Origin of the sequence: Actinoplanes flavus (assembly GCF_017592555.1) — a bacterium.
In the GTDB taxonomy this organism is placed as follows: Bacteria; Actinomycetota; Actinomycetes; order Mycobacteriales; family Micromonosporaceae; genus Actinoplanes; species Actinoplanes flavus.
Map to the genome: position 1 here is coordinate 193,314 of NZ_JAGFNS010000010.1, position 12,350 is coordinate 205,663.

General features: G+C 68.4%; 11 protein-coding genes. 8 read left to right on the top strand and 3 right to left on the bottom strand.

All coding sequences use genetic code 11. The annotated features are described in order from the left end of the window. The first annotated feature begins 10 nt into the window (after positions 1-10). From J5X75_RS17290 to J5X75_RS17310, 5 genes are all read left to right on the top strand, one after another. Positions 11-1,264 (top strand): vWA domain-containing protein, encoded by a 1,254-nt coding sequence (locus J5X75_RS17290; protein ID WP_307798125.1) that lies wholly within the window; start codon positions 11-13, stop codon positions 1,262-1,264. Between the two features lie 201 nt (positions 1,265-1,465). After that, positions 1,466-2,170, top strand: a complete 705-nt coding sequence (locus tag J5X75_RS17295; RefSeq protein ID WP_208468428.1) for a hypothetical protein — start codon at positions 1,466-1,468, stop codon at positions 2,168-2,170. 304 nt (positions 2,171-2,474) lie between these two features. Continuing rightward, positions 2,475-3,476, top strand: coding sequence for a nitronate monooxygenase (locus J5X75_RS17300; protein ID WP_208468429.1), 1,002 nt, complete (start codon positions 2,475-2,477; stop codon positions 3,474-3,476). A gap of 181 nt (positions 3,477-3,657) precedes the next feature. After that, positions 3,658-4,377: an oxygenase MpaB family protein gene (locus tag J5X75_RS17305; protein WP_307798131.1), complete on the top strand. Its 720-nt coding sequence runs from the start codon at positions 3,658-3,660 to the stop codon at positions 4,375-4,377. A 58-nt stretch (positions 4,378-4,435) separates the two neighbouring features. Beyond that, the gene (locus J5X75_RS17310; protein WP_208468430.1) at positions 4,436-4,588 is read left to right on the top strand and encodes a DUF6230 family protein; all 153 of its coding nucleotides are present in this window, start codon (positions 4,436-4,438) and stop codon (positions 4,586-4,588) included. Positions 4,589-4,757: 169 nt separating this feature from the next. Here J5X75_RS17310 and J5X75_RS17315 read toward each other — a convergent pair whose 3' ends face one another. Further along, positions 4,758-6,482: a hypothetical protein gene (locus J5X75_RS17315; RefSeq protein WP_208468431.1), complete on the bottom strand. Its 1,725-nt coding sequence runs from the start codon at positions 6,480-6,482 to the stop codon at positions 4,758-4,760. 305 nt (positions 6,483-6,787) lie between these two features. Between J5X75_RS17315 and J5X75_RS17320 the strand changes: the two genes are divergently transcribed. Next, positions 6,788-7,366 carry a hypothetical protein gene (locus J5X75_RS17320; protein WP_208468432.1) on the top strand — a complete coding sequence of 193 codons (579 nt, stop codon included), beginning with the start codon at positions 6,788-6,790 and terminating at the stop codon, positions 7,364-7,366. Here the strand turns inward: J5X75_RS17320 and J5X75_RS17325 are convergent. Together J5X75_RS17325 and J5X75_RS17330 are read right to left on the bottom strand one after the other, a co-directional pair. Beyond that, positions 7,343-7,813 (bottom strand): hypothetical protein, encoded by a 471-nt coding sequence (locus tag J5X75_RS17325; RefSeq protein WP_208468433.1) that lies wholly within the window; start codon positions 7,811-7,813, stop codon positions 7,343-7,345. The genes J5X75_RS17320 and J5X75_RS17325 overlap by 24 nt on opposite strands. A gap of 302 nt (positions 7,814-8,115) precedes the next feature. Further along, positions 8,116-9,867: a M20/M25/M40 family metallo-hydrolase gene (locus tag J5X75_RS17330; protein WP_208468434.1), complete on the bottom strand. Its 1,752-nt coding sequence runs from the start codon at positions 9,865-9,867 to the stop codon at positions 8,116-8,118. Between the two features lie 207 nt (positions 9,868-10,074). Here J5X75_RS17330 and J5X75_RS17335 point away from each other — a divergent pair, with 207 nt between their 5' ends. Both J5X75_RS17335 and J5X75_RS17340 read left to right on the top strand, forming a co-directional pair. Beyond that, positions 10,075-10,620, top strand: coding sequence for a PadR family transcriptional regulator (locus J5X75_RS17335; RefSeq protein ID WP_208468435.1), 546 nt, complete (start codon positions 10,075-10,077; stop codon positions 10,618-10,620). Positions 10,621-10,632: 12 nt separating this feature from the next. Further along, positions 10,633-12,342, top strand: coding sequence for an acyl-CoA dehydrogenase family protein (locus J5X75_RS17340; RefSeq protein WP_208468436.1), 1,710 nt, complete (start codon positions 10,633-10,635; stop codon positions 12,340-12,342). Positions 12,343-12,350: the final 8 nt, after the last annotated feature.

Here is a 12,350-nt window from a genome sequence, read left to right on the forward strand (position 1 = left end):
GGGTCGTCCGGTGGCGTCCGGCACGGGCGAAGACACCGGTGAGCCGGCCGGGCGGGAATCCTCGGGGCGGGAGCGGGCCGGGGAGGCGGCGCGGCGGCTGGACCGGACGAAGCTGCTGGCCGCGCGGCTCAAAGCGGCCGGCAGCCAGCCCTATCTGGCGTCCGCGCTCTACAGCCTGACCGTGGTGCCGAGCATCGACGTCCCCACGATGGGTGTGGACAGGCACTGGCGCTGCTATGTGAATCCGGGGTTCGTCGAGGCCACGCCGGTCCACGAGCTCGCCGCCGTCTGGGTGCACGAGGTCGCCCACCTGCTGCGCGACCATCACGCGCGAGCCGCGCTGCTCGTACCCGAATACCGGCACGATCACCGGCGGGTCAACATCGCCCAGGACTGCGAGATCAACGACGATCTGTCGTCGCTGCCGTCGGGCGCCATGCGGCCGGAGATGTTCGGCCTGCCCGAGGGGCAGCTGTTCGAGCAGTACCTTCCCGGCATCCCGGCGGGTCACCGGCACCACGAGTGCGGATCCGGCGCGCACGGCCGGCCGCAGCCCTGGGAGTCGTCGGACGCCGCCCGGGTCAGCCCGGTCGAGGCCGCCGCGATCCGCCGGCAGACCGCGCAGGAGCTGCGGGCCCAGGCCAAGGCCCGGGGCCGGATCCCGGCGGGGTGGCGCCGCTGGGCGGACGAGATCCTGGAACCCACCGTCGACTGGCGGCGGGCACTCACCGGCGCCGTCCGGGAGGCCGCGTCCTGGGCTTCCGGGGCGGTCGACTACACCTATCAGCGCCCGTCCCGGCGTGGGGCGGCCGTTCCCCGTGTGGTGCTGCCCAGCCTGCGCCGCCCGATGCCGCGGGTGGCGGTGGTCGTCGACACCTCCGGTTCGATGGGCGACGACGAACTCCGCGCGGTGCTGGGCGAGGTCGCCGGGGTGCTCCGGGCGGTCGGCATCGGCCGTAACCGGGTCGCCGTGCTGGCCTGTGACGCCGACGTGCACGCGGTGCGCCGGGCCGCCACGGTCGGTGACGTCGTCCTGGCCGGGGGTGGAGGCACCGACATGCGGGTCGGTATCGAGCAGGCGCTGAAAGGGCCGGAACGACCACACATCGTCATCGTCCTGACGGACGGCTACACCCCGTGGCCGGAAGTCCAGCCCGGCCAGGTCCGGGTCATCGCCGGAGTGATCGGCGAGGGCGGCGACGACCCACCGTCCTGGATCGAGACGATCCGCATCCCGCTGGAGGCGGCCGCCCCCGCCCAGTGACGGCGGGCCGCTCCCGTGCGGTGACGGCGGGCCGCTCTCGTGCGGTGACGGCGGGCCGCTTCCGTGCGGTGACGGCGGGCCGCTCTCGTGCGGTGACGGCGGGCCGCTGTCGCGGCCGTGAGTGGGGCTTTCGCTTTGTGGAGAGTGGGACGTTCCACGGCCCGGCGGCGCTGGGCTGTGGGTAGCGCCTACCATCGCGGGATGCTCAGGCGTCGATGGATCATCGCGGGGGTCGTCATCGGGGTGCTCGGCCTGTCGGTCGCTGGGGTGGCGGTGGCCGCGCCCGCGGTGACGGCGGTCGCCTGTCCGCAGTGCTACGGCCTGACCTCCCTGGGCGACGGCGTCTATGCCGAGGTCGGCGACGACACGGCGGGGGACGCCTACCGGCGGATGATCGAGGCGGCGAATCAGCGTGTCGCCGGCTTCTACGGCGGCCGCACATCGAGCCCACGGGTCCTGATCTGCGCGACCACCGAGTGCTACCACCGCATCGGTGGCGGCGCGGAGAAGGGGCGAGCCCTGCGTACCTGGGCCCTGATGCTCTCCCCAGCCGGCGCGGACGAGACCATCGCGGCGCACGAGCTGGCGCACACCGAGCTGCGGCAGCGGCTGGGTGACGCCATCGGGCAGGTGCCGTACTGGTTCAACGAGGGCCTGGCGGTGCTGGTCTCCGGTGATGTCCGGTATCTGAGGGCTGAAGGAGAGGCCGACCGCTGCCGGATGCCCTACGACGAGGCCGTCCGGGTGGTCGAGGAGAGCCGCGACCAGGCCACCGAGCGCACCTACATGCAAGCCGCCTGCGTGGTCAGCCGCTGGGCCGGTGCACGGGGCGGACCGGCCGCCGTGTCGGGGCTGATCGACGATCTGCGCGCCGGGAAGTCCTTCCCGGACCTGGTACGGGTCTGACCGCGGATCAGCCGGCGAGCGACAGCAGCCCGATTCTCGGCGCGCTGAGCCGGCCAGGCCGCCTCGTGGACGTTGCGTGACGTTGCCGTGTGGGCGTTGCGTGACGTTGTCGCGGGGCGTTGCTGTGTGGGCGTTGCGTGACGTTGTCGCGGGGCGTTGCTGTGTGGGCGTTGCGTGACGTTGTCGCGGGGCGTTGCTGTGTGGGCGTTGCGTGACGTTGTCGTGTGGGCGTTGCGTGACGTTGTCGTGTGGGCGTTGCGCGACGCCTTCGCCCGGTGTTGAGCAGGCGTAATAGGGTCGGCGGATGCGTGCTCCGATCCCGTCCCTGCTGGTCGCCCCGATGGCCGGCGGCCCGTCCACCCCCGCTCTGGTGATCGCCGCCGGGCGGGCCGGCGCTCTCGGTCTTCTGGCGGCCGGGTACAAGACCCCGGAGGCGGTGGAGGACGAGCTGCGCGCGGTGCGGTCCGCGGGGATCGGGTACGGGCTGAACATCTTCGTCCCGTCGCGCCCACCGTCCGACATCGCTGCCCTGGAGCGCTACCGTCGCCTGCTTCAGGCCGAGGCCGACCGGTACGGGGTGGACCTGCCCCCGCTGCGCCTGCGCGACGACGACCACTTCGACGCCAAGGTGGACCTCGCCACCGCGTACGCGCCGTCGCTGGTCAGCTTCACGTTCGGCGTACCGGATCGGATCGTGGTGGCCGCGTTGCAGGCTGCCGGAAGCCTCGTCGCGGTGACCGTGACGTCCGCGGCGGAAGCCGCACCGGCGTTGGCCGTGGCCCCGGACCTGCTGATCGCCCAGGCCGGTACGGCGGGCGGCCACGCCTCCACGACCAGCCCGGCCGGCTATCGGGGTGCCACGACGGCCCCGGAGATTCTGGCCGCGATTCGTTCGGTGACGGATGTGCCGGTGATCGTGGCCGGTGGCGCCGGATCCGCCGGGGATGTGCGCGGCCTGCTGTCGGCGGGTGCGGCCGCGGTGCAGGCGGGCACCGTGTTCCTGCTGGCGGAGGAGGCCGGCACCCGGCCGGCGCAGCGTGCCGCCATGCTTTCCGCGGGCGCCCACGAGACGGTGGTGACCCGGGCGTTCACCGGGCAGCCGGCGCGGGCGCTGCGTAACAGGTTCACCGACGAGTACTCGGCCGTCGCTCCGGTGGGCTATCCGGCCGTACACCATCTGACCGCGCCGATCCGGGCGGCGGCCGCCGAGCAGGGTGACCCGGGGGCGCTCAACCTGTGGGCCGGCACCGGTTTCGCGGCGGCCCGCCCGGCCCCAGCTGCGGAGATCATCGAGTCGTTAAGTTAATCGAGTAGGCGATCCTTGATGAGGAAAAATCGCGCGATGAGCTCGGCTCTCTTCACAAGAAGTTAATCTATGTTTACCGTCACGGCATGGACGACGGTCTCTTCGATGACGCCGCTGTCATTCGGCGGGTGGCCGAGAGGGGCTCCTGCTCGCCGGCGGCGGCCGCGCCACGCTCCTGCAGATCGCACACCCGGGCGTCGCCGCGGGCGTGTACGACCACAGCGACTTCGCCGAGCGCCCCCTCGACCGGCTGCGCACCACGATGAGCTACATCTTCGGCGTGCTCTTCGGCACCGTCGACGAGGGCCGCGCCATCAGCCGCGCCGTGGCCGGGATGCACCGCAGGGTGACCGGCCCCGGCTACCACGCCGACGACCCCGATCTCCAGGTCTGGGTCAACGCCACCCTCTACGACACCGCGATCCTGCTCTACCAGCGGATTTTCGGCCCGCTCAGCCCGGCCGAGCTGGACGAGTGCTTCCACCAGTACGCGGTGCTCGCCACCTCGATCGGCTGCCCCGAGGACGCCTGGCCCGCCGACCGTGCCACCTTCGGCGCGTACTGGCAGCACACCGTCACCACGCTCCAGGTCAGCGACCAGGCCCGGGAGATCGCGGCCGCGCTCATGAGACCGACGAACATCCCGGCCGTGCTGCGCCCCGCGAAGCCGCTGAACCGCCTGGTCACCATCGGCCTGCTGCCGGAGCCGATCCGGGCCGGATTCGGCTACACCTGGTCACCGGGCCGGCAGCGGATCCTCGACGCGTTCCTCGCCACCACCAAGGTCGTCTACCCGCGCCTGCCCCTGCGGCTGCGCGACACGGTGAAGGACTACTACCTCGACGACCTGCGACGACGGCTGGCCCGGCGGCGCAACCCCCGGACCGCCGGCGGCCGATAGGACAGCCGCGGAATGAACGCAGGCGAGATCTCGCTCAAGGTCGGGACCGGTTCCGGGGGTGTCCGGCGCGGCGGGCCGGTTCGGCCTCGAGGCCGGGTCTCTCAAAACCGAGGACGTACGCAGTACGGCGTGGCCGGCTACCGGCGCCACCATCGAGCTCGCCGGTGACCTGGAGGTCGACGTGACGTCCGGTGTGGATGAATGCTTCTGACCGGCCTCCGCCAGTTCGGTGCCCGCGTGGACGAACGGGTCCCCGCCCGGCCGGTCGAGATCACCGCCGATCTGAACCCACCTGGCTGCCCCCGAACATTCGGCTGCCCGCCGTTTCGGGCAACGACGTCAAGGCCGCCAGGTCTCGCAGGCTGCTTTCCGCTTTGGCGCTATGGATGCGGACAGTCGTCTTTGCCTACGATCGGTGATCCGTGCGCGCCGGTGGTCGCAACCTCGTAGGGGATAGTGCCCCGAGTGTTGCGAACATACGCTTCTCTGATGTTGTGCAGGCACATCAGTGACTCTCCGCCGCTGTCGATGACGCCATTGTCGTCGAAGTGAATCGGGCCGCTGACACCCTCGAACGCCTGTTGCCTGTTGCGTTCCATGATTTCGGTGTGAATTCCGGCCCCGGTGATCTCCTTGACCCCGGCGACGGTTTGGCGGGCGACGGAATCCAGCATGATGTTGATGATGTCGAACGCGGGCCCCGTCCGGACGCCCAGCGGCTTGACGTCGGTCGCGTCCTGGCATCGACCGAGCACCTGCTTGACGGCCTCCAGGAAGAACTGCAGGTTGCCGGGATTCTTCGGTTTGCAGGTGGCCGATGCGACGCCGTTGCTGCTGAAGACGAAAGGATAGTCACTGGGGGCGACGTCCCGGCCGTTGGTCTCAGGATCGCCGACGACATATCGGGAGGTGTTTCCGGCGCCCACCAGGATGGGCAGGTTTCCCTTTCGGCAGGTCCGGTAGACTTCTTTCAAGAATCCGTCGAATTCGGTGTACCGGCCGCCGTAGAAAACGATCCCGTCATATCGATCGTGGCACCAATCCCGAAGATCGAACCCGGTGGCCCCCCATTGCCTCTCCTGGTAGCCATCGCCGAATTCCTTGCGGAGCCCGGCGCGGAAATCGTCCACGTACAGGTCCGCGTTCTTCGGGGTCGGCGGAGGGTTGCCGATGGTATAGATGTTGATAATACTGCCGAGTCCGAGGTGCTTCGCATAGGAACGGATCAGTCGAGACTGCTCCCGGGTCGTGGTCTGTAGCTGGAGAAAGCGTGTCATCCCTTCGCCGAGACGGTCGGCGGCGCCAGTGGAGGTCAATACCAGGAGCCCGTACGACTGCAGCTCTTGCATTGCCGTCCGCGTTGAGGTGCGGCTGTCCATGGCGACGAGGACGGCGGTGACAGTGGGGTCACTCTGGGCGAGTTCTTTGATTTTCGGCAAGAGGATGTCGACATGTTCTCCCCCCTGGCCGGCGTTCGCCACCACCACCTCCAGGAGCGGCCTGGACGGCGTGTCCTTTCCGTTTTTCAAAGCCAGGTGCTGGGCGATCGCAATGCCTTCCATCGCCTCCCGCTCGGCCGGATACCGCTCGTCGGCCGGTAGTTTCAACTTCGTGGTCAGCGCGGTCATCATGACCAGCCGCACGCGGGGGTTGGGCCACCCCTCCTTCGCCATCCGTTCGACCTCGCGGTTGTACCGGAAGATCCGGCTCTGCGCCTCGGGCAAGGCCTTTCCGGAGCCGAACATCAGGTCCTCGCCATCGCTGTATCCGATGCATTGGCCGGTCGCGTCTTCGCCGTCCCTGGAGATCACGACACTGAACCGGTCCGGCGAGTTGTTCTGACCGCACGCTGCGGGTGGTGGCTCCGGCGCCACGTTCAGCATGGCCGACGGGGAAGGGGTGACAGGTCTTTTCGCGGTGAAACGATCGGCTATCGCGAAGCCGTCGGCGACCCAGCTGATCACGCCACCGGAAGCCACCACGAGGCTCACAACGGCGAGTTTCGTCAGAAGATCCCACTTCGACCATCGGGCACCAATCGACTCCCGGGGAGGGCGCGTCCATTGTTGATCGGTGCGCATATCCGAATCACCACTGTCGGTCACAGCGATACCTTAGCCAGCCAGGCGAGTCGTCCTATTGATCAGTTCTGGAACCGAGTGCGAATCCCCCATAAGTGATGTCCCGCCACGGATAAATGTCACCCCGGGCCGCAATCTGAATACGTTGCGTCACTTTCGATCGTGTTCATATTCGCAATCCGAGGTCGCTTCGGATAATGGTCGGTTTGACGGGCGGCACCCCGATCAACCCGAATTTCGTGGCCGGCCCGGCGTTTTTGGAACGTAGTTCGGCACGTCCAGCCGAGCGGGTCTCCGATTCTGTCGGTGGTGCTTGCTACGGTGCCCCGGTGAGTGACGCGTACACCGTCTTCTGGCCGCAGGACCGCTGGCGGCGTGCGCTGGGCATGCACCGGCCGCTCGAGGTCATGTTCGGCGGCCCGCATGTGTCCGAGCCGAGTTTCCGGCGGGCGAAGGTCGCTGCCGGTGACCTGCTCTACCCCATCGGCGTGCACAGCCGGGTCCTGTTCGTCTTCGGGCGGATGCGAGTGCGGGAGATCGTGGACGCTGACCGTGATCGGCTGGAGGAGTTCTACGAACGATTTCGCCCTTGGCGGTTCCTGGCGGCGACCTGCACGAACGAGGTGGTGCTCGGCGAGGAGGGCACCATGGTGCACAGCGGACGAGCGATCCCGGGCGAGATGCTGAAGACGCTCACCTACCTGCCGCGCCGAGGTCCGCGCCCGATCAAGCATGTCAGCGCGGACGGCCTACTCACGAGCGCGATCAGTGTTCAGGGAACCTACCGCCTGGCCGCGGCGTCGGCCGTCGATCTTGATGCTGTGCTGGATCGCTCATCACCCCTCATCTCCACCGTTCCGCCCCCGCGTCCCGGTTCGGCCGGCTCAGGCATCGGAACCCTGTTCTAGAATCCGCGCCATGGTTCGATATTCGAGCCTTCTTGGTGTCGTTGATTCAAATGAAAAGAGCGTTCCTGGTGCCAGATATCCGGCACGGAATTGAACCGGGAAAACCCTGGCGGCAGGATCGCCGTGATCAGCGGCGGCGGTCACCGTCAGGATGGGCCCGGAACCAGCGGTGGCGCCATGACGTCTCAGGGCGGTGACGATGATGCGACTTCGGCTCTCCTCGGTCCTGGTGTCGGCGACTCTGATGTCAGCCTGTACGACCTCGGCCCATCCATCCGCGGCAAGCTCCGGTGGGGACTTCCGGACCGAAGCCAGTTCACCGGCGAAGTCGAGCGCCCCCGGCGAAGCCGCTGCTGTCTGGTTCCTCGAGCCGGGCCAGAGCCTGGCGACATCATCCACGAGGTTCACCGCACTGGTTTCACGGTTGGAGTGCAACAGTGGGATCACGGGTCAGGTCCTGGCACCGAGGATCGACATACGCGAGTCGGAGGTCGTCGTGACGTTCACGGTCGCGCCGATGCAGCCGGCCGCGGCGACGTGTCCCGGCAACGATCAGGTTCCCTACGACGTCGATCTCGGTGGACCCCTCCAGGGCAGGGCACTTGTCGATGGTCAGTGCCGGCCCGGCGGGGACGCCGTCGGCACATCATTCTGCGTTCCGGACGCCACCCGCTTCCGGCCTTGACGCCCGACCCTCGCCTGACCGGTCAGGGAACCGGACGATGCCGGAGGGCATCGTCCGGTTGCTGTCAGCTGACGGTGAGCGCGGTGTCGTCGATGACGAACGAGGTCCTCAGTGAGGAGTCTTCGACGCCGGTGAAGGTGAGGGTGACGGTCTGCCCGGCGAAAGCGGCCAGGTTGTACGAGCGCAACGTGTACGCGCTGGCGTTGAGGTTGGAGAACACCTGCAACGTGGTGCTGCCGGCCTTCACGGTCAGTTTGTCGTACTGGGTGGTCGTGGTCGTCTCCGTTGTGATGATCTTCAGGTGGAACGACAGCGTGTAGGTGCTGCAGCCGGTGGGAAGGGTCACCGACTGGGACAGGGTTTCGGTGTTCGTCGAACCGTTGCCGTTGAGCCATGCGTCACGGGTGCCGGTTCGCGGTGCTCCGTCGCCGGTGTTCGCGCCGATGACGCCGGTGGAGGCGGTCCACGGTGCCGTTGCGGTTTCGAAGCCGGGGTTGCCGAGCTTCTGGCCGGCGCCGGTGCACCCGCCGGTCCCGGTGACCGTCAGGGTGTACGAAACACTGTGGGCCGCCGAGCCCGTTCCCGTAACCGTGATGGTGTAGGTGCCGGCCGCGGCGGCCGTGGTGGTCGCGACGGTCATGGTCGATGATCCACCGGAGGTGACCGACGCCGGGCTGAAGCTCACCGAGACGCCGGCCGGAGCACCGGAGCTCGTCAGCGCGACGGTCTGCGCGCTGCCGGAGGTGGTGGCGGTGTTCACGGTGGCCGTGGCCGAGGAGCCCGGGGCCACCGAGCCCGCGTTCGGGCTGAGTGACACCGAGAAGTCGTTCGCCGGCGAGGTGCCCGTGGTGAGGGTCCACGCGGCGTACAGCTCGGCGTTGGCCCAGCGGCCCAGCGAGGTGGTGTTGATGTTCGACGGATAGGTGTCGCAGGCCTTGTGGTAGCAGGGGTCGTAGGCCTTCCCGGCGGTGCCGCCCCACTTTGTCACCTGGGCGCTGGTCTTCGTGTAGCCGGCCCCGGTGGAGTTGATCGACGAGGGGATGCCGGCGTTGCGGAACGAGCCGTCGTCGCTGCAGCACTCGGTCGACGTCTCGGTGGGTACGTTGATCGAGGTGAAGTACTCGCGCAGCTTCACGGCGACGGCGTCGGTGCCGGTCACGAAGTAGCCGCCGTTGGTGGAGGCGATCATGTCGAAGGTGCCGTACGCCTTGATCGCGCTCTTCTGGGCCGTGGTCAGCGAGTTGACGTAGAACTTGGAGCCGATCAGTCCCTGCTCCTCACCGGCCCACCAGCCGAATCGGAGGTGGTTGGTCATGGTCGGGTTGTTCGCGGCCAGTTGGAGCGCGGCTTCGAGGAGCGTGGCCGTGCCGGAGCCGTCGTCGTTGATGCCCGGGCCGGCCGACACGCCGTCGGAATGGGCTCCGAACATGTAGGTGTTGCCGGTGTCGCCGCCCGGCCAGTCGGCGATGATGTTCTTCGCGGAGCCGTTGCAGGTGGTGCAGGTCTGCACGGTGACGGTGTAACCGGCCGCCTGCAGTTTCTGCTGCAGATATGTCGTCGTCGCGGTGTGCCCCGCCGTGCCGGTGGCCCGGTTGCCGCCGTTGCTGGTGGCGAAGGTCTGCAGTTGTTGCAGGTGGGCGTTGACATTGGCGACAGCGACGGTCGGCGGGGCTGCCAGGGAGGCACTGGCCGCCGGCACCGATGAGCCGGACGACCGCACGCCGGTCGACGCCGGCGCCGGCAGGGCGCCGAGCGCCACCGTCGCCGCGACGAAAACAGCTAGGGCAGGTCCTGCCGTCACCGTTCTGAGTCTCATGGGGGCTCCTAAGGTCGAGGCCGATTCACGGCCGGCCGTAGGAGAACAGGAACATGCCATCAGCCACAAGATATCGAAACACCTATATCTCTGTTCGTTCAGGCGGCGGGAACGCCGATGACCTCGCTGACCGTGCGCTGCCAGCCGACTCCACCCGGCCCGGAGAGGCCGCTTGCTATGCAACTCGTTGCATAGCATGATGCGGGCATGGCGCTGGAACACGCGATCCTGGTCTCCCTGCTCGAGCGGCCCGGGTCCGGATATGAGCTGGCCGGGCGGTTCGAGCGCTCGATCGGCCGGTTCTGGACCGCGACGCACCAGCAGATCTACCGCGTGCTGCGGCGGATGGAGTCGGACGGCTGGGTGGTGGCCGAGGAGGTCGGCCAGGACGGCCGGCCCGACAAGCGCAGCTTCTCGGTCACCGGCCTCGGCCGGAGCACGCTCGCCGAGTGGCTGCGGGCGCCGGTGCAGCCGGAGGCGGTGCGGCACGAGCTGGCCGTGAAGATCCGGGGCGCCGCGTTCACCGACGCGGCCGGGCGGGCCGAGCTGCTCGCCGAGGTGACGCGGTACCGGGCCGAGCACGAGGCGCTGCTCGCGACGTACCTGAATGGCGAAAAGCGAGATTTTCCGGATCCGGGCGCGTTGGATGTCGGGCAGCGGCTCCAGCACGTGGTCCTGCGCGGCGGCATCGCCTACGAGCGGATGCTGCTCGACTGGCTCGACGACGTCCTCCACACGCTCCGAGCACTCTGAAAGGAAACCCCTGTGCTCCTCAACCCCACCACCTACGACCCCGCGCACCTGGACGAGGAGAGCCGCCGGCTGCTGCGCGCACTGGTCGCCTTCTTCGAGGAACGCGGGAAGAACGCGCTGGTCAAGAGCTACATCGACCGGACCTGGTATGCCGACTTTCTGGAGTTCTCGGCGAAGCAGGGCCTGTTCGCGACGTTCCTGACCCCGTCCGCCGACGCGGCCGGCGACCCGGACAAGCGCTGGGACACCGCCCGCAACGCCGCGCTCAGCGAGATCCTCGGCTTCTACGGGCTCGACTACTGGTACACGTGGCAGGTGACCGTTCTCGGTCTCGGCCCGGTGTGGCAGAGCGCCAACGAGGTCCAGCGGAAGCGGGCCGCCGAGCTGCTCGGCGACGGTCACGTGATGGCGTTCGCGCTGTCCGAGCGCGGCCACGGCGCCGACATCTACGCCACCGACATGATCCTCACGCCGACCGGTGACGGCGGGTTCACCGCGAGCGGCACCAAGTACTACATCGGCAACGGCAACGTGGCCGGGCTGGTGTCGGTCTTCGGCCGCCGTTCCGACGTCGAGGGCCCGGACGGGTACGTGTTCTTCGCCGCCGACAGCCGGCACGAGAACTACCACCTGATCAAGAACGTCGTGAACAAGCAGATGTACGTGAGCACGTTCGAGCTCACCGACTACCCGGTCCGTGCCGAGGACGTGCTGCACACCGGCAAGGCCGCCTTCGACGCCGCGCTGAACACCGTCAACGTCGGCAAGTTCAACCTGTGTACGGCCGCGATCGGTATCTGCGAACACGCCATGTACGAGGCGGTCACCCACGCACACCGGCGGATGCTCTATGGCAAGCCGGTCACGAACTTCCCGCACGTGCGCCGCGAGCTCGCCGACGCGTACCTGCGCCTGGTCGCCATGAAGCTGTTCAGCGACCGCGCCGTCGACTACTTCCGCAGCGCCGGCCCGGACGACCGCCGCTACCTGCTGTTCAACCCGATGACGAAGATGAAGGTCACCACCGAGGGCGAGAAGGTCGTCGACCTGATGTGGGACGTCATCGCGGCCAAGGGCTTCGAGGCGGACACCTACTTCGACAAGGCCGCCATGGACATCCGCGGCCTGCCGAAACTCGAGGGCACGGTGCACGTCAACCTGGCGCTGATCCTCAAGTTCATGCCGAACTACCTGTTCGATCCGGCCACCTACGAGCCGGTCGCGACCCGGCACGACCCGGCCGACGACGAGTTCCTGTTCCGGCAGGGCCCGGCGCGCGGGCTCGGCGCCATCCGCTTCCACGACTGGCGGACCGCGTACGACGCCGCCGCCGCGATTCCGAACGTCGCCCGGTTCCGGGAGCAGGCCGACGGGTTCTGCGCGCTGCTGCGTGAGCACGCCCCGAGTGCGGAGCAGCAGAAGGACCTGGACTTCCTGCTCGCCGTCGGCCACCTGTTCGCGCTGATCGTCTACGGACAGCTGATCCTGGAGCAGGCCGCCCTGACCGGCCTGGACGACCAGCGAGTGGACGCGATCTTCGGGATCCTGGTGCGTGACTTCTCCGCCTACGCCACCGAGCTGCACGGCAAGACCGCCACCACCGAGGCGCAGGCGGCCTGGGCGCTGGCCCACATCCGCCGGCCGGTCGAGAACGCGGACACCACCCGGGCCGTCTGGGAGCACGTCCTCGGCCTCGTCGACGCGTACGAAATGCGCCCCTGACGAGAATC